The organism is Rhizobium sp. BR 314, from assembly GCF_047445805.1.
In the GTDB taxonomy this organism is placed as follows: domain Bacteria; phylum Pseudomonadota; class Alphaproteobacteria; order Rhizobiales; family Rhizobiaceae; genus Rhizobium; species Rhizobium lusitanum_B.
Map to the genome: position 1 here is coordinate 70,022 of NZ_JARWLA010000012.1, position 17,444 is coordinate 87,465.

Consider the following 17,444-nt stretch of genomic DNA (forward strand, 5'->3'; position numbering starts at 1 on the left):
CTACTTCTTGCTCAAAGTTCGCGTGAGAGACACCAGCAGCTCACAGCACCGCGGTATAGAGTTAGAATACTTTCTCACGTAGGATCCCAAGAAGATATTGCCCATAGGCGTTCCTCTTGAGCGGATGCGCCAACTCCTCAACCTCAGATGCACTAATCCAGCCGCTACGATAAGAAATCTCTTCGGGGCAAGCAACCTTCAAGCCTTGCCGATTCTCGATGGTGGCGATGTACTGGCTCGCCTCCAGCATCGACTCGTGCGTGCCGGTATCAAGCCATGCATAGCCTCGCCCCATCGTCTTAACGTCTAACTGACCAGCTTCCAAATAGTGCGTATTGACGTCGGTTATCTCTAGCTCACCACGCTGCGAAGGGCGGATAGATCTTGCAACATCAACGACTGTGGCATCGTAGAAATATAGTCCTGTTACCGCATAGTTGCTCTTCGGCACACTCGGCTTTTCCTCAAGGCTGACCGCTTGCCCCTGACGATCGAACTCGACGACACCGTATCGATGCGGATCTTGTACGTGATAGGCGAATACTGTCGCTCCGGCCTGCTTACTGCTCGCATCATGGAGCAGACGAGTAAAATCGTGGCCATAGAAAATGTTGTCGCCGAGGACCAGGGCGGATGGCGCCCCATCTAGAAACGCCTCGCCAATCAAAAAGGCCTGTGCCAGGCCATCCGGACTTTGCTGGACCGCGTAGTCGAGCTTGATACCCCATTGGCTGCCATCGCCGAGCAACTGTACGAAACGGGGCGTATCCTGCGGCGTAGAGATGATAAGGATCTCGCGAATGCCCGCCAACATCAAGGTCGTTAGCGGATAGTAGATCATCGGCTTGTCGTAGATTGGCAGTAGCTGTTTACTAACCGCGAGCGTTACTGGATAGAGACGTGTTCCCGAGCCACCGGCAAGTATGATTCCTTTGCGTGCTTTTGTCATCGTTGTGCGTCTCGTCTTCTTTCCATTTATGCTTGTCCGTTGCCCTAGTGACCAAGGCCACACATGGTTCTACAGCATTCCACTCATGTCGACCGCAGAGTTGCCACGACATGGTCAACCCCCTCTTGCCACGCAGGAAGAGTAATGCCTAAGCGGTTCATAAGCTTTGTGCAATCCAGCTTCGAATTGGCTGGCCGTTTCGCAGGAGTGGGATATTCCGCGGTCGATACAGGCTTGAGCTTATCGGGTGAAAGAGCAAGTTTGAAACCTCCTGCCGACGCTTCACGAACAATGTGCTCGGCATAGCCATGCCATGACGTATTGCCGCGAGCGGTTAGATGAAAGGTCTCTTGGAGACCATCTGTTGTCTGCAAATCCGAAACGCGTTCGACGATCGTCCGCGTGATGTCGGCTATTAGCGCTGCCGACGTCGGCGCACCCAACTGATCAGCCACAACATTCAGCTCGCTTCGCTCCTGGGCCAGCCTGAGGATTGTCGTCAGGAAGTTGCTGCCGTGATGACCATAAACCCAACCGGTTCGCAGAATGACATGACACACGCCGGAGGTACGGACTGCCTCCTCACCGCGCCACTTACTTTCGCCGTAGACAGACTGCGGATTGGCTTCATCCCCCTCCACATAAGGAGCGTTCTTCGTGCCGTCAAAAACGTAGTCAGTCGAGTAATGGACGAGCAAGGCGCCGTTGTCGGCGGCCCAGCGCGCCAAAATCCCAGGTGCGATGGCATTGACAGCCATCGCTAGCTCGACATCGCTTTCAGCCCGATCAACAGCAGTATACGCAGCAGGATTGATAATAATACTCGGCTCGTGCTCACGAAGGGCTGCAAGGACGCTTGCTTCATTGGCCAAATCCATTTCCTTGCGCGTCAGAGCGACAACTCCACCCAATGGTGCAAGTGACCGCTGCAACTCATACCCGACCTGTCCATTTGCGCCGGTAACTAGAATGGCGCTCACGACTGAGCCTCATATTGTTTGCCGACCCAGTCGCGATAGTCGCCGCTGGTGACGTTGCGAACCCAATCCTGATTGGCCAGATACCATTCGATCGTCTTTCGAATTCCGGTCTCGAATGTTTCCTGCGGCTTCCAACCCAGTTCACGCTCAAGCTTGCCAGCGTCGATCGCATAGCGGCGATCATGGCCAGGGCGGTCCTTCACGAAAGCAATCTGATCGCTATAGCGGCCACCATTGGCCTTCGGCTTGAGCTCGTCCAGGATCGCGCAGATTGCATGCACGACATCCAGGTTCGGTTTCTCGTTCCAACCACCAACATTATAGGTCTCGCCGATCTTGCCTTCCTGCAGCACTCGCCGAATGGCACTGCAATGATCCCTTACATAAAGCCAATCACGAATCTGCTGCCCATCACCATAGATAGGAAGGTTCTTGCCCGAGAGCGCGTTCAGGATCACCAGCGGGATCAGCTTTTCTGGAAAATGATAAGGGCCGTAGTTATTGCTGCAATTAGTCGTCAATACCGGCAGACCATAGGTGTGATACCAGGCACGAACCAAATGATCTGACGCCGCCTTACTGGCGGAATAAGGGCTGTTCGGCTCGTAGCGATTAAGCTCGTTGAAAGGAGCATCGTCCTTGGACAAGGTACCATAGACCTCGTCAGTCGAGACATGCAAAAAGCGGAAAGCGGACTTCTCATCCTCCGGCAGGCCATCCCAATAGCCGCGTACGGCCTCCAGCAGGTTGAACGTGCCGACGACATTCGTTTGGATGAAATCACCCGGACCATGAATGGAGCGGTCTACGTGACTCTCGGCGGCGAAATTGACCACCGCTCGAGGCCTAGACTTGGAAATCAGCGCGCTGACTTGTTCACGGTCGCCGATATCGCCGTGCACGAACACATGTCTATTGTCACCTCTCAATCCCTTCAATGTGTCCAGGTTGCCAGCATAGGTGAGCTTATCAAGATTAACTACCGTTTCGTCATGCCTTTCAAGCCAGCTAAGGACGAAATTCGCTCCGATGAATCCTGCCCCGCCGGAAACCAAAATCGTCATGTGAAATCCACTCCCGTCCAAAATCGTCGGATAAAACTGAAGCCACAGTCGCTATATAGCGAAAAAGACGATAGCCGAAGGGTTTTTTGCCGCAAGCAAAGCAGTGAGATCTGAAAGCAATGTTATGTTTGTTGACGCTGGATTGGGCTGCAAATGCCGATGCCCTTCAATCTTACACAGCTATTAATTGTACTCCACCGCATAGCCGCATAGCCGCATAGCCGCATAGCCGCATAGCCGCATAGCCGCATAGCCGCATAGCCGCATAGCCGCATAGCCGCATAGCCGCATAGCCGCATAGCCGCATAGCCGCATAGCCGCATAGCCGCATAGCCGCATCGGAATTCGCTCGATTTCAATCAAAGTCAATCTGCTCAAGCTACCCTGCGCGAATGACAATCAGCGATTACTGAGTCCACAATAGTAGATTGCCCATGAAATACCATTGGTCAGGGTGTTCGCGAACAATGGGTTCTATTATTGCATTCAGAAACACTGTTACCTATGGGATGGCCCGCCCTTCCGACGACATCGTGCGTGACGGCTAGAGATTAGCGGAGAAGGAGCACGCCGATTATCCGATCGAATTTGGGGGCGGTTCAGACAGGAAGAGAGAGAAATCTCGTGGGCAAAATTTGAACCCTGATGCAGCCCTAAACCATTCCGCTTCCGTCGCGATCTCTAGCGGACTTTAACCTGGCGTTAACCATATTCACCTTTATTCGCCCTTGTGAATACAAGGACTTGATTCCCCCTGCCGGCGCGCAATTTGCCGATGAATCTGACCATAAACAATTGTCGCGATCCCGAGATATGCATTCTATAAGGACTATAGCGCTGATTACTTTGGCCTGCCTCGCAGCCGGCTGCACGACGACTGGTCATGTAAAGCAGTCCATCGGCGTGGAAACGGTCGACAACGACAAGGCGCTAGCATTCCCACCGCCAGGTGGCCCGGCGATCGTCAATGTGGTCGAGCGCCGGCATGGGAAGGATGTAGATCAGACGATTTCGCTTGCCACATCCTCATCTGTCTCTGGTCAGAATTTCCTCAAGGTTCAGTTCCTTGGCGTAGCGGGGCCGAATCAGGGCCTCGGGAGCCGACCTTTCAACACAATCAACGAGCGCGCGATCGCCCGCGAAATGGCCTCGGCTATTCCAGGCGTGCGCCTCGCCCGCTCGGCGATCCTCGTCCAGAATAGTTATGGGCCATTCGGCTATGCTTCCGGTCAAAGCAGAACCGGCGATACCTGCCTCTATGCCTGGCAGCAGATTCAGGCCGGTTTCGCGCGGCAGCTCGACCAGCGCAATTTTGGTATGGTGCAGACCAGGGTCCGGCTCTGTGATGCCCACGCCACCGAGCGCCAGCTTCTCAGTACCGTCTACGGCTACACGATCGCCGGCCATTTCGATGGCGCTGCTTTGGCACCCTGGGGCACGCCGCGCGGCGCCGAGGCCGTTCTCGGCAAGCCGGGCGAGCTGGTGTACCCCGACACGGCCCCCTATCGCACGCCGCCGATCACCATCGGCTATCAGAACCGTCCAGCTCAACCTCTCCGTCACCCGGCGGTTGTACGCCGACCAGCCGTGGTGCCGCCGCAGCCACAAGTGCAGCCGGCTCTTCCGCCGATAATCGGCCCACGTGTGCCATTGCCGGATGGACAAAGCGACCCATCTCAGACAGGTGGCGCGGGTGGGCCGTCGTCGATGCTGGTGCAGCCAGCACCGACGAATACCGTGAGCAATATTATCGTGCCTTTACCGGACTGTAACGGAGACGCTGGCATATCCGGGACATGCCGCCGTTAGGCGGGCTAGTCTCGGGGCGCCAGGATGGCGCCTGGCAATACCTTTGAAGGAACTTCGATGCAGACAGCACGCAGCATCTTGATATGGGCCGTAATCGCGTTTTGCGGGGTCGTGCTGATCACATTGCCGGTCAACCTTCAGACGCAGCTGATCGCCAGCACTGTCGCCGTCACTATCATGGCGATCATTAAGATCCTCAAGCGTCAGGGCACCTGGCGGCTGGTCGCGCTCGCCTTCGGCACGGCTATCGTACTGCGTTACGTATACTGGCGGACGACCAATACGCTTCCGCCTATGAATCAGCCCGAAAATTTCATTCCTGGACTGCTGCTCTACCTCGCCGAAATGTACAACGTGGCGATGCTGATGCTCAGCCTCTTCATCGTTGCCACGCCTCTACCTCCACGCACCGCGCGCGCATTGAAGACGCAGCATTTCCCGTCTGTGGACGTTTTCGTGCCCTCATACAACGAGGATACGAACCTTCTCGCCAACACGCTCGCTTCCGCAAAGGCGATGGATTATCCGGCAGACAAACTCAAGGTCTGGCTGCTTGACGATGGCGGCACCGCCCAAAAACGGCATTCGACCAAAGTCCTGGAATCAGAGGCCGCCATCGCGCGGCATGACGAACTTAAGCGGCTCTGCGTCGACCTGGATGTCGAATATCTGACGCGTGAACGCAACGAACATGCCAAGGCTGGCAATCTCAATAATGGCCTCGAACACTCCGACGGTGAGTTGATCGCCGTTTTTGACGCCGACCACGCGCCGGCACGCGACTTTCTCTTGGAGACGGTCGGCTATTTCGAGGACGATCCGAAACTCTTTCTCGTCCAGACGCCGCACTTCTTCATCAATCCCGACCCGCTGGAACGCAATCTGCGAACCTTCGATACCATGCCGAGCGAGAACGAAATGTTCTACGGCATTATTCAACGTGGCCTGGACAAGTGGAACGCGGCGTTTTTCTGCGGGTCAGCCGCAGTTCTCAGCCGCAGGGCGCTGGAATCACAGAACGGGTTCAGCGGTATCAGCATCACGGAAGACTGCGAAACAGCACTCGCGCTCCATGGCGCCGGCTGGAACAGCATTTATGTCGACAAGCCGCTTATCGCGGGCCTGCAGCCGGCAACCTTTGCAAGCTTCATCGGCCAGCGCAGCCGCTGGGCGCAAGGCATGATGCAGATCCTGCGTTTCCGCTTCCCGTTGCTAAAGCGCGGCCTGAGCTTGCCGCAGCGTCTCTGCTACATGTCGTCAACGCTGTTCTGGCTTTTCCCCTTCCCGCGCGTAATCTTCCTGTTCGCACCGCTTTTCTATCTCTTCTTCGACCTTGAGATTTTCACAGCCTCCGGCAGCGAGTTCCTCGCATATACTCTTGCCTACATGCTCGTGAACCTGATGATGCAGAACTATCTCTATGGCTCCTTTCGCTGGCCCTGGATTTCCGAGCTATACGAATATGTCCAGACGGTGCATTTGCTGCCGGCGGTCATCTCGGTCATGCTCAACCCGCGCAAGCCGACATTCAAGGTTACTGCCAAGGACGAGTCCATCTCGGTCAGCCGGCTTTCCGAGATCAGTCGCCCGTTCTTCGTCATCTTTGCCGTGCAGATCATTGCTCTCGCGGTGACGATTTACCGCGTCTACGCCGAGCCGTATAAGGCCGACGTGACACTTGTCGTCGGTGGCTGGAACATCATCAACCTGATCCTTTCAGGGTGTGCACTAGGCGTCGTCTCGGAGCGCGGCGAGCGTGCCTCCTCACGGCGTGTACGGGTCGATCGCCGCAGCGAATTCGGTTCCGGTGACAGATGGAATGCCGCCTCCATCGAGGACGTTTCCGTTCATGGCGCCCGATTGAACGTTTTTAACAAGGATCTCGGTCCTATAAAGATCGGCTCCGAAGCCACCCTTCGTTTCCAACCCTATAGTGGTGCGGACATGGTCACTTTGTCGATCATCATCCGCAACATAGAGCCAATGGGAGACATCACCGCCATCGGATGCCAGTATGCCCCCAAGGGCGCTGCCGATCATCGACTGATCGCCGACCTGGTTTTTGCCAATTCCAACCAATGGACGAAGTTCCAGCAGGCGCGGCGGCGCAACCCTGGCATCATCCGCGGAACGATCTGGTTCCTCGGCTTGTCGCTCTATCAGACCAGCCGCGGCTTGATTTACCTCTTCCGAGGGGTGGGGGGCGAACGGGCGCCGCAACGGCAGGACGCAAAGGCGAAGAGCTGATGAACCGCGTCCTCCCTGCTCTCATCTTCCTGATTGGCACCACCGTCGCGCAGGCTCAATCGACGCCATTCGATATGTCCGGCGAACGTCCCAAGGGCGAGCCGCCGGTCACGCGGCAGATCCCGGCGCCACAGACGAGCACACCACAAGCCGTGCCGCCGAAAACGGCCGCGCCCCCGACTGTAGGGCCGCAAACTGTTGCCCCACAGGCCACCCCGCCTGCCGCCGCGGCGCCGCAAGCAGCCACGCCCCAGCCTCAGACCGCCGCGCCGCAATCAATAGCACCTGCAGCACCCGCGCAAGCGACACAGCAGACAGCGCCGAAAGTGGAAAAGGCCGTAGCTGCCCCAGCGGCATTCCGTCGCTTTGTCGTTCCCTATTCGAAGCTGCGCCTTGAAGGCGAGAACGACCACAAATCCTGGTCGATCTACCTCACCCCGGAACAGGCTGCCGCCCCGGTAAAATTCAATTTCTCCTATCAGAATGCGGTTGTCGTCGCTCCGGAAGCTTCGCAGCTCACGGTTCTCCTGAACGATCGCGTCGTTCATCAGCAGCCGATCGGCTCTTCCGACAATCCATCGGACATCAGCTTCGACATCCCGCGCGGCCTCCTGCAGCCCGGGGCTAACCTGCTGACCTTCGATGCCTCGCAGCGGCATCGTACAGATTGCGACATTCCGTCGACCTACGAGCTCTGGTCGGATATCGACCCGGCAAAAACCTATCTGACGTTCGCCGGACGCGAAGCGGAAAAGCTTTCAACGACGGATGCAATACGGGCAATCGGCGTCGATTCCAGCGGCAAGACGCAGTTCAATCTCGTGGTGCCGGCTTTGGCACAGCCAGGCTCCACAAAGCCGATATTGCGGCTCGCCCAGGGTCTGGCGCTGCTTGCTGGAATGCCTAATGAGATCTTCTCGTTCAGCACGGACACGCTGCCGCCTTCAGGCCCGGGAAAGATGACCGTCGTCGTCGGCACACCGACCGAACTGCAACCGGTGTTTGCCGTGCCGCCTGCGGCTCAGACCGGCGCCGTGGCGACATTTGCGGCCGACCCGCATAGCGGGCAGCAGATCTTGCTCATCAGCGGTCCATCCTGGCAAGCCATTTCCTCGGCCATCGACATGGTTGTGTCGCCGACTGAGAAAGACCCGGGTACACGGCGCGACCTATTGGTGACGCAACGCTGGACCGCGCCTGATGCCCCATTGGTCTACTCTGGAACCAGCCTTTCCTTCGAACAGCTCGGCGTCAAGACAGCGGAATTCTCTGGCCGGCGCTTCCAAACCAGCTTCAACATCGCAATTCCATCCGATTTCTATGCGAACGCCTATGGTGAGGCCACGATCCTGCTCGACGCCGCTTATGCGAAAGACGTAAGGCCGGGCAGCCACATAGATATCTATGTCAACGGCAATATTGCCACGACGAAACCGATCACCGCGACGGGTGGTGGCATCTTCCGGCAATTGCCCATTCGCATCACGATGCGGCACTTCAAACCCGGTCTCAATACGGTGACGCTCGAAGCCATGCTGCTCGCGGACGAGGATTCGGCCTGCGCGCCTGCGGCCACTTCCAGCACGACGCCACGCTTTGCATTGTTCGACACCAGCCAGTTCCGTATTCCTGATTTCGCAAGGGTCGAGCAGCGGCCCAATCTCGCGGCACTTGCCGGCACCGGCTATCCGTACAATCGCGATGGCGAAGCCACGGCGCTGTTCATCGATCGGATCGACGCAGACATGCTGTCGACGACCGCGACACTCCTGGGCCAGATGGCAATCGTTGCAGGACATCCCATCGCGGTCGAGCCGATAGCCTCATCGAGTGCGGTCGGTAGCCGGAATGCAATCTTCATTGGGTCGATTTCACAATTGCCGTCGACCATCCTCTCGCAAATGAACATTGCTTCGACCAGCCAAGTGGCATGGCGCCCGCCCACACCGGGACAGGGTGCGGCTCCGGATTCATCGGTGACCATCGCAGACTGGCGTTCGCGCATCAGCGGCGGCTTATTGCAGGGACAGGTCGACAATTTTCAGGGATGGATGCATCGCAATTTCGATATCTCGCTGAGCTCACTGCGTTTCATGCCCGGCTCGGAGCAAATCTTTACTCCGTCGAATACGAATACGTTTTTGATTGCTCAGGAGGCGAACCCCACGAATGACGGGACCTGGACCGTCGTTGCCGCGCCCAGTGCCTCCGACCTGAGAGCTGGTGTCGAGGCCATGACCTCGCTCCTCAACTGGTCACGGATTAGCGGTCATATTACCGTCTATTCCGGCAAGACCGGAAAGATCGATACCGTCGCGGTCAATCGCTTCGACTTCGTCATGCCTGAACCGTGGTCGCTGACCAACTATAGGCTAATCGCCGCCAACTGGCTTTCCAGCAATATCCTCTCCTACGCCTTCCTGCTGGTCATCGGCTCGCTGCTTCTCGGTATCGCCACGGCAAACATCCTCTCCAAGATCGGCAGGCGGGAATGAGACGCCGCCGTTCCATAATCGCTTTGTGCTGCGCCGCAGTTTTCGCGATCGCCCAACCGGCCGCAGCACAACGCGCCGCAATCGATCCGCAAGCATGGACCCTCTACAAGGCGAGATTCCTGGACGCGAACGGGCGCATCCTCGACAACGGCAACAGCGGCATCAGCCACAGCGAAGGCCAGGGCTACGGCCTGCTGCTCGCCTATCTCGCCAACAACCCGGCGGATTTCGAGCAGATCTGGTACTTCACGCGGACCGAGCTTCTGTTGCGCGACGATGGTCTGGCCGTCTGGAAATGGGATCCGGAAGTTACTCCACATGTGACTGACACGAACAATGCTTCGGATGGCGATCTGCTGATAGCCTATGCCCTGGCGCTTGCCGGATCTGCATGGAACAACAAGGACTATTTGCAGACGGCTGCAGCGATGGCGAAGTCGCTCTTGTCGCATGTCGTGATCGATACGGGCGGGAGAACACTGCTCATTCCCGGTGTCGAGGGCTATCAGGCACCCGGTCGCAAGGACGGCCCGATCATCAATCCATCTTACTGGGTCTATGAGGCCATTCCAGTGATGGCGCTACTGGCGCCGTCCGGCCGATGGCAAAAGCTGAAGGACGACGGTCTTTCGTTGCTGCGCTCGATGCAGTTCGGCCCGCGCAAATTGCCTGCCGATTGGGTCAGCCTGCGGGCAAAGCCGGCGCCGGCCGACGGTTTCGAACCGGAGTTCGGCTATAATTCTGTGAGGATCCCGCTCTACCTCGCCCGTGCTGGCATTACAGACAAATCCCTGCTTACGCGACTGCAGCAGGGTATGACCGTCGAAGGAGACGAACCCGCGACGATAGATCTGGCGTCGGGCAAGCTGAAAGACCGGCTCCCCGACCCCGGTTATAGAATTGTTAACGATGTTGTGGCGTGTGTGGTAGACGGGACGAAACTGCCCGCTTCGGTTCGGCAGTTCGCTCCGACACTTTATTACCCGGCCACTTTGCAACTGCTGAGCCTGGCTTTCGTTACGGAGAAACACCCGGAGTGTTTATAAAGTCCACCTTGATCATGGCTTTCATGGCCGTCGCCGTAGCGGGGTTCACCCTCGCCACGAAGGATCTCGACACGCCGGAAGACAAGATTAAGCTGGCAAGATCAAACCGGCTGGAACCCTTGGCGACGCTCGTTGCCGAAACCAAAGCCGTTGCCCCCGGACAACCGGTCGACCTGAAGACAATCGCCGATCATATTCAGGCGGCGGCACCATCCGCAGTGCTTGCTGATGTACCAAGTACTGCGTCAACGACTGATACCAGAGCCAATACAGCCGCACAGGCCACGCAGCAGCCACAGCCGGCCGCCCCGCAGCCCGCACCGCAACAAACTTCGCAACAGATGTCCGCTCAGGGTCAGCCCGCCGCAGCCCCACAGAAGGTAGATGAAAGCGCCTTGCGCTACTTTGCTAGTCGGGGCGATAAGGCGCGTCTTCAGGCGGAGATTTCGCGTTTGCAGACGCTCTATCCGAATTGGACGCCGCCTGCCGATCCGCTCGCAGTGCCGCAGAATAGCGACAAACAGCTGGAAGCCATGTGGCAGCTCTATTCCGAGGGCCGCTATGCGGAAGTGCGCAAGGCAGTGGCCGACCGTCAGGCAGAAGAGACTGGGTGGCAGCCACCCAGCGACCTTCTGGAGCGTCTCGCGATCGCCGAGGCGCGCACGCGCCTCATCAACGCCTCCGATCTCAAGCAATATGCGACTGTCATCGATATCGGCTCGAAAAACCCGAGCCTCCTCACCTGCAGCGATATCGATGTTCTCTGGCGCGTCGCCGAAGCATTCGTCAGCACCGATCGGGCGGCGCGTGGACAGGACGCCTACAGCTACATCCTGAAGACCTGTACGAACCCGCAGGAAAGGCTTGCGACCATCCAGAAGGCCTCTGCCCTCTTGCCTTACAAGCCGATGCAGGATCTGCTTGCCCTTGAGAGGCCGGATGGCAATGGCGGTCGCGAGTTCGACAGCATACGGACGGATTTGGCGCGACGCTTCGTAGCTCAGGGCAATGACGATCCGAAACTGACAGTCTCGGAGGACTATCTCTCCCAGGTCGAGCGCGTGGCCCGTAGCCAGGGCCTTGCCTCGGACGACGCGTTGCTCGGCTGGTACTATCTGCGCCGCAGTAACTACACCGACGCCGAACAATGGTTCAAGGCGGCTCACGAAAAGGAAGATTCAGCGCCGATCTCGCAGGGTTTCGCCCTGGTGCTGATTGCCGATCGCAAGCCGCAGGAAGCTGAGGACGTCATGTACAAGTGGCGCAGTGAGTCCAAGGATGCGATGGCGACCTATCTGGCGGCGACCGCAAACCTGATGGCATTGCAGCCGCCCGCCAATCTCACCGAAGAAGTGCTGGGACGCGTCGCCGCCGAAGTCGTGAAGCAGAAATATGTCCCGACCGCCCAGCAATTCGGCTGGTTTGCTCGCTCGATGAGCCAGCCGCAGGCGGCAGCCCGCTGGTTCGAGACGGCCCTGCGCTGGAAGCCCGATGACGAGCCTTCCGCCTATGGCCTTGCAATCACCCGCAATCAACTGAACGACCGGCAAGGTGTCGCCGAGGTACAGCGTTTATGGGCCGGCCGGTCGCAGCGCATCGCCGCTCTTGGTGAACCGACTCCGCGTACGCCTGCTTATGCGCCATTGCCCTCGCCGAACCAAGCCGCGCAAGTCGCCGCGCCGCAGCTTGTGCCGCAAACCCTGCCTCAGAGCGCTCCTTTGGTTGCTCCTCAGGTGGCGCCGCAGGCACCCGTCGACCAAGCCTATGTGAATACACAGGTCGTCCAGCAACCCGTGGTGCCGGCTCGCCGCACGGCCCCGGTCGAATATGCCGAGCCTGCTGGTCGCTCGAAAGTGGTCGCTCGCACGACCCGCCGACCAGCCGGGTGCACCACGACCATCAATGCCGAGCTTCTATCGCCGTCCAATGCACTCTCGCATGGCTGGTGCCTGATGAACCTCAACCGGCCAATGGAAGCCGTACAGGCATTTGGCGTTGCGCTCGAGAGCAGCGATACCAAGTCGCGCGAAGAGGCTGCCTATGGACAGAGCTTGGCTTATCTGCGCGCCGGACTTGCCAACAACGCCGCCGTCGCCGCGACAAAGGCGCCGATGAACCATCAACGGGCCGCCGAACTACAGGTCGCCATCCTTGCCGACCGCGCCCTTGCAGCCTTCAACGGCAAACGCTACCACGAGGCCCTCCTCTATCTCGATCAACGCTCACAACTCCAGCAGGAGCGCACCGATCTGATGGTGTTGCGCGGCTACAGCTACCTCAATCTAAAAATGTATGACGATGCCCAACGCATCTTCACCGCCGTCGCCGCCACCGGCAACCGCGACGGCAGCCGCGGGCTCAGAGACCTGATGCTGGCTCTGCATCCGCAGCCAGGGGAATAGTAATGCTCCGATATCAATGGATGTGTTCGCCAGCTCTCTCGATCTTTGCGGCTTACAGGTTATCGCTCTAGGTATCCGCAACCTGATGTGACATCCATCCACCGGTTCATGCTATTTGGGCACCGGTCGCTGCGGTGAAGATACAATAGACCGAACGCGTAGCGGTGATGAATAGCTGATTTCGACGCGGACCACCGAAGGTGAGATTGGCCACCGTCTGAGGAATCTTGATCTTGCCGATCAGCATGCCGTCCGGCGCGAAGCAGTGAACGCCATCACCCGCACTCGTCCAGATATTGCCCTCAATATCAGCCCGGAACCCGTCCGGGATACCGGCGTCGATCTCGCAGAAGACGCGGCCATTTGTAAGGGTTTTGCCGCCAACGACGTCAAAGACCCGAATGTGTCGCGGGGCGCTGACATCATGACTCGCAGCAGAATCCGCCACATAGAGCCTGGTTTCGTCAGGCGAGAAGGCCAGACCGTTCGGTTGGCCGAAGTCGTCCACCACCGCCTCAAGCGCGTTTGTCGATGGATCAAGACGATAGACATTGCGCGTTGTCTGCTCAGGTTCCGCCTTGTAACCCTCGTAATTCGAAAGGATACCGTAGGTCGGATCAGTAAACCAGATTGTTCCGTCCGAGTGGACGACGACATCGTTCGGCGAATTCAGACGTTTGCCCTTGTAGCTGTCCGCAAGAACGGTAATCGAGCCGTCGATCTCCGTGCGTGTCACCCGGCGGCCGCCATGTTCACAGGACACTAAGCGGCCCTGTCGATCGCGGGTATTGCCGTTGGCAAAATTCGATGGCGCGCGGAAGATCGACACACCTCCGCCCGGCACCCAGCGCAACATACGTTCATTCGGGATGTCACTCCAGATCAGACACCCAGTATCAGCAAACCAGACGGGTCCTTCGGCCCAGCGGCAATCGGAATAGAGTTCGTCCAGTCCGGCACTCGGCACCACAAGATTGCGGAAGCGAGAATCGTAAATCTCATAGAGGGGCGACACGTCATGCGGCATTTCGAAGGTCCTGCAATTGGGAGGAAATGGTGTCAGCGGCCGCCTGCTGGGCGGCCGCCTGCGACGAGGATGACTGCGATGATGATCAGACCGGTCAGAACGAGCCTCGGGCCTGCGCCGAACCCATAGGTGTTGAGCATGGACACAACGAGGAACATGAAGAGCGAAGCACCCCATATTCCCGGAACATTGGAGTCTCCTCCGGCCACCGCAGTTCCGCCGATGATGACAACGGCAATCGACATCAGCAGATATTCGACCCCCATGTTGAGGGCGGCACCGCCAGAAAAGCTCGCCAGCAGATAGCCACAGATCGACGCCAGAATGGCGCAGAGCACATAGGTCACGAGCCGCGTACCGTCGACGGGAATGCCTGCCATGCGCGCCGCAAACATGCTTTGTCCGATTGCCGAGATCCATCGACCATAGATCGTCCGCTCCAACAAGATCCAGGCAAGCACCGAAAGCAGCAGCGCGACGAGCGCGATATTTGGGACGCCAAGGAGGCCGGATGTCGTGAAATCGGCCAATTGCTCCGGCGGCTTGATGCGCAGGCCACGATTGCTCCATATGGCCGTCGATTGGACAATGAAACTCATTGAGAGCGTTGCGATGATCGGCGGGATGCGCAAAAGCTTGATCAGTGTGTAATTGCCGATACCGACTCCAAGTCCAATCAGGATCGACACCAAGAGGCCGGGCACGATCATACCGTCCTCGACATTCATCAGCTTCAGCGCCACAGTGCCCGCAAGTGTCATGGTCGAAGGTACGGAAAGATCGATATTCCCCGGACCGAGCGTTATGACGAACATCTGCCCGATCCCGACGATCACAGAGAAGGCTGCGAATGTGAGGGCGGCCTGCGAAAGGCCGATAGAGCTCGCCCCGCCTGTAAAAAGAACGGTCACAAGCCAGACGATGATCGCTGCAAGAAAGGACCAGATCCATGGCTTTCTGCCGAGGGAGCGAAGGGCGATCATGAATGTTTCTCCCGCTTCTCGACGCGGTTGAGCAAAAGCCGCAAGGCGAGCACGATAATCAGGATGGCGCCCTGCGCTCCAATTTGCCAATCTGGAGAAATCCGCAGAAATGACAGAAACGAACCTGCCAGGGTCAAGGTCAACGCACCGATGACGGCTCCCACCGGCGAGACGCGGCCGCCGATGAATTCACCGCCACCAAGTATGACGCCGGCAATCGACAGCAGCGTATAACGCAAAGCGATATTCGCATCCGCGGAGGTCGTTAGCCCGACCAGCGCAATGCCCGATAGCACAGCAAACAGACCGGCGAGGCCGTATGCCGCCGCACGCAAGCCTAGGACAGACCAACCAGCACGCTGAAGCGAACGTTGATTGCCACCGACCCCGCGGATGAGAACGCCGAAGGAAGAGCACATGACGATCAAGTGAGAGACAAATGCGATAACGACGCTTGCTACGATTGCCACAGGGACGAATGGCGGCTTTGACGTCATCATCCAGCGAGCCCAGTCAGGGGCAGTTCCCCCAGGCGCCGGGAGTAACAGCACTGCAAGGCCACCCCAGACAAAGCTCATGCCAAGCGTGACGACGATCGATGGCAGGTCCTTGACATAAATGATCACGCCCATAACGGCATAGACGGCAATCGCTGCGGTAAGGATGAGGACACCGAGGAGCGGCGACGACTGCAGGTAGGTTGCAGCTACACAGGCGGTGAAGCTCACAAATGTTCCCATCGAAAGATCGAGATCATTGACCGCCATGATCATCATCTGGGCAATCGTCGCCAGCGCGATCGGCACTGCGAGATTGAAAAGAAGATTGAGCCCGGCATAGCTCATCGCCCGTGGCTGGAGATAAAAGATCGCAATCAGCAAGACGGCAAGCGAGAGAGCCGGGATCAGGAGCCGCAGGGTTGAGGACGATGGACGGATCATGCGCCCTCCCCTTCAAAGGACGCTGCAAGCACATTTTCCTCCGTGATATCGCCTCCGACGAGCTCCGCGACAATTGCGCCGTCACGAAACACGTAGGCACGGTCGCAAAGGCGGATTTCGTCCATTTCCGTGGAGTACCAGATGAAGGTCCGGCCAGCCGAAGCCTCGTCGTTCAGAATTTGATAAACTTCCTGCTTGGTGCCAATGTCGACGCCGCGCATTGGATCGTCCATGAGCACGATAGGCGACGTGGTCGCCAGCGCGCGCGCAAACAGGACCTTTTGTTGGTTGCCCCCGGACAGTGACAGAATGCCGTTTTCCATCGTTGGTGTTCGGATCTCGATCCGCCCCTTCCAGTCCGCGCCAAGGCTGTCTTCCTGCTGTCTATCGACGAGGTACACCTTCGACAGATCGCCAAGGGACGCGACGCTGAGATTTTTCAGGATGCTCCATAAAGGAAACGTCCCGTTCAAGCTGCGGTCGCCGGCGACGAAGGCAATGCTATCTCCTCCGTCGGGAAACCAGTTGCTTGAAAGCGAGCGGTGAAGGTCGAGCAGCATATCGGTCTGACCATGCCCGGCGAGGCCAGCAAGACCAATCACCTCTCCTTTGCGAGCCTCAAAGCGAAGGCCTCGCTCACCACGATGAGGCAATGCAAGGATCTGCGGCGTAGCGGCGCGCTCCTCACCTTTGCGTTTGCGGTCCTGTTCCTTGGCGACGCTACCCATCGCTTGGACAAGGCTCTTTACACCGAAGTCCCGCGCGGCGCGATCTGCAACGATACGACCGTCTTTCATGACCACGATACGGCTCGCGGTTGTCAGGATTTCGCCGAGAATGTGTGAGATCAACATCACCGCGCCGCCAGCTTGGACAAATCCGCGCACATAGGCCATCAGTTGGGCCGCGAGCCCTGCATCGAGCGATGACGTCGGCTCGTCAAGAATAACGAGTTTCGGCCTCTCAGTGACGGTCGAGAAGATAATCGCGATCTCCACCATCTGGCGTTCGGCGATCGAAAGCTCGCCGACCGTGCGCATGATGTCGATCTTGTGGCCGGCAAAGATTTCGTCAAGTTTGGCACCAACAATCGCTGCTGCCCGCCGACGCCAATTCCAACCGGAAAGGCCATGATGCACGATGCGCATGTTTTCGACCACGGTCAGATTGGGAGCGAGCGAAAGCTCCTGAAAGACGCAGCGAATACCGTGCGCACGCGCAGCGATAATGCCATGCATCTTGGCGTCGCCATTATAGGTGACTGTTCCCTCATGAGGGCTGAGACCGCCATTGATGACGTTGACGATCGTCGATTTGCCGGCGCCGTTGTGTCCAACGAGTCCAATGCATTCGCCGGTATGAACGGCGAGGTCGGCACCATCCAGCGCCTTGACGGCACCGAAATGCATCTTGATGCCTTTGACCGAGACGACAGCTTGTTGCTCGGTATTTTCTTTCATCACGCTAGTGTCTTTGACTGAAACCATGAATCGTCCGGCCG

General features: G+C 58.0%; 13 protein-coding genes. 5 read left to right on the forward strand and 8 right to left on the reverse strand.

Annotated features, from left to right (window positions below; all coding sequences use genetic code 11):
- Nucleotides 1–61: 61 nt before the first annotated feature.
- From rfbA to QD461_RS17045, 4 genes are all read right to left on the reverse strand, one after another.
- Nucleotides 62–949 (reverse strand): glucose-1-phosphate thymidylyltransferase RfbA, encoded by an 888-nt coding sequence (rfbA, locus tag QD461_RS17030; protein ID WP_414088788.1) that lies wholly within the window; start codon nucleotides 947–949, stop codon nucleotides 62–64.
- Nucleotides 950–1,032: 83 nt separating this feature from the next.
- Nucleotides 1,033–1,929, reverse strand: coding sequence for a dTDP-4-dehydrorhamnose reductase (gene rfbD / locus QD461_RS17035; protein WP_414088789.1), 897 nt, complete (start codon nucleotides 1,927–1,929; stop codon nucleotides 1,033–1,035).
- Nucleotides 1,926–2,993: a dTDP-glucose 4,6-dehydratase gene (gene rfbB / locus QD461_RS17040; protein WP_414088790.1), complete on the reverse strand. Its 1,068-nt coding sequence runs from the start codon at nucleotides 2,991–2,993 to the stop codon at nucleotides 1,926–1,928. Before rfbB ends, rfbD begins: the two co-directional genes overlap by 4 nt.
- Before the next feature lie 183 nt (nucleotides 2,994–3,176).
- Nucleotides 3,177–3,371, reverse strand: a complete 195-nt coding sequence (locus QD461_RS17045; RefSeq protein ID WP_414088791.1) for a hypothetical protein — start codon at nucleotides 3,369–3,371, stop codon at nucleotides 3,177–3,179.
- Between the two features lie 435 nt (nucleotides 3,372–3,806).
- Here QD461_RS17045 and bcsN point away from each other — a divergent pair, with 435 nt between their 5' ends.
- Genes bcsN through QD461_RS17070 form a run of 5 tightly spaced genes read left to right on the forward strand, consistent with a single transcriptional unit; the run spans nucleotide 3,807 to nucleotide 12,992 of the window.
- Nucleotides 3,807–4,802, forward strand: a complete 996-nt coding sequence (bcsN, locus tag QD461_RS17050; protein ID WP_414088792.1) for a cellulose biosynthesis protein BcsN — start codon at nucleotides 3,807–3,809, stop codon at nucleotides 4,800–4,802.
- Between the two features lie 57 nt (nucleotides 4,803–4,859).
- Complete coding sequence (gene bcsA / locus QD461_RS17055) at nucleotides 4,860–7,049, forward strand: UDP-forming cellulose synthase catalytic subunit (RefSeq protein ID WP_184706952.1); 2,190 nt, start codon at nucleotides 4,860–4,862, stop codon at nucleotides 7,047–7,049.
- Nucleotides 7,049–9,544 (forward strand): cellulose biosynthesis cyclic di-GMP-binding regulatory protein BcsB, encoded by a 2,496-nt coding sequence (locus QD461_RS17060; protein ID WP_414088793.1) that lies wholly within the window; start codon nucleotides 7,049–7,051, stop codon nucleotides 9,542–9,544. Before bcsA ends, QD461_RS17060 begins: the two co-directional genes overlap by 1 nt.
- On the forward strand, nucleotides 9,541–10,590 hold the full coding sequence (locus tag QD461_RS17065) for a glycosyl hydrolase family 8 (RefSeq protein WP_414088794.1): 1,050 nt from the start codon (nucleotides 9,541–9,543) through the stop codon (nucleotides 10,588–10,590). Before QD461_RS17060 ends, QD461_RS17065 begins: the two co-directional genes overlap by 4 nt.
- On the forward strand, nucleotides 10,581–12,992 hold the full coding sequence (locus QD461_RS17070) for a cellulose synthase (RefSeq protein WP_414088795.1): 2,412 nt from the start codon (nucleotides 10,581–10,583) through the stop codon (nucleotides 12,990–12,992). The genes QD461_RS17065 and QD461_RS17070 overlap by 10 nt, the downstream gene beginning before the upstream one ends.
- 106 nt (nucleotides 12,993–13,098) lie before the next feature.
- Here the strand turns inward: QD461_RS17070 and QD461_RS17075 are convergent, their stop codons facing one another.
- Genes QD461_RS17075 through QD461_RS17090 form a run of 4 tightly spaced genes read right to left on the reverse strand, consistent with a single transcriptional unit; the run spans nucleotide 13,099 to nucleotide 17,403 of the window.
- Nucleotides 13,099–14,019, reverse strand: a complete 921-nt coding sequence (locus tag QD461_RS17075; RefSeq protein ID WP_414088796.1) for an SMP-30/gluconolactonase/LRE family protein — start codon at nucleotides 14,017–14,019, stop codon at nucleotides 13,099–13,101.
- 32 nt (nucleotides 14,020–14,051) lie between these two features.
- The gene (locus tag QD461_RS17080) at nucleotides 14,052–15,002 is read right to left on the reverse strand and encodes an ABC transporter permease (RefSeq protein ID WP_414088797.1); all 951 of its coding nucleotides are present in this window, start codon (nucleotides 15,000–15,002) and stop codon (nucleotides 14,052–14,054) included.
- Nucleotides 14,999–15,943 carry an ABC transporter permease gene (locus tag QD461_RS17085; protein WP_414088798.1) on the reverse strand — a complete coding sequence of 315 codons (945 nt, stop codon included), beginning with the start codon at nucleotides 15,941–15,943 and terminating at the stop codon, nucleotides 14,999–15,001. The genes QD461_RS17080 and QD461_RS17085 overlap by 4 nt, the downstream gene beginning before the upstream one ends.
- A complete protein-coding gene (locus tag QD461_RS17090; protein ID WP_414088799.1) occupies nucleotides 15,940–17,403 on the reverse strand; it encodes an ATP-binding cassette domain-containing protein in 1,464 nt (487 codons plus the stop codon). The genes QD461_RS17085 and QD461_RS17090 overlap by 4 nt, the downstream gene beginning before the upstream one ends.
- Nucleotides 17,404–17,444: the final 41 nt, after the last annotated feature.

Excerpts from the sequence above, each read along its gene's own strand:
- rfbA (WP_414088788.1), bottom strand. The coding sequence starts at position 949 with ATGACAAAAGCACGCAAAGGAATCATACTTGCCGGTGGCTCGGGAACA.
- rfbB (WP_414088790.1), bottom strand. The coding sequence starts at position 2,993 with ATGACGATTTTGGTTTCCGGCGGGGCAGGATTCATCGGAGCGAATTTC.
- bcsN (WP_414088792.1), top strand. The coding sequence starts at position 3,807 with ATGCATTCTATAAGGACTATAGCGCTGATTACTTTGGCCTGCCTCGCA.
- bcsA (WP_184706952.1), top strand. The coding sequence starts at position 4,860 with ATGCAGACAGCACGCAGCATCTTGATATGGGCCGTAATCGCGTTTTGC.
- QD461_RS17060 (WP_414088793.1), top strand. The coding sequence starts at position 7,049 with ATGAACCGCGTCCTCCCTGCTCTCATCTTCCTGATTGGCACCACCGTC.
- QD461_RS17065 (WP_414088794.1), top strand. The coding sequence starts at position 9,541 with ATGAGACGCCGCCGTTCCATAATCGCTTTGTGCTGCGCCGCAGTTTTC.
- QD461_RS17075 (WP_414088796.1), bottom strand. The coding sequence starts at position 14,019 with ATGCCGCATGACGTGTCGCCCCTCTATGAGATTTACGATTCTCGCTTC.
- QD461_RS17080 (WP_414088797.1), bottom strand. The coding sequence starts at position 15,002 with ATGATCGCCCTTCGCTCCCTCGGCAGAAAGCCATGGATCTGGTCCTTT.
- QD461_RS17085 (WP_414088798.1), bottom strand. The coding sequence starts at position 15,943 with ATGATCCGTCCATCGTCCTCAACCCTGCGGCTCCTGATCCCGGCTCTC.
- QD461_RS17090 (WP_414088799.1), bottom strand. The coding sequence starts at position 17,403 with ATGAAAGAAAATACCGAGCAACAAGCTGTCGTCTCGGTCAAAGGCATC.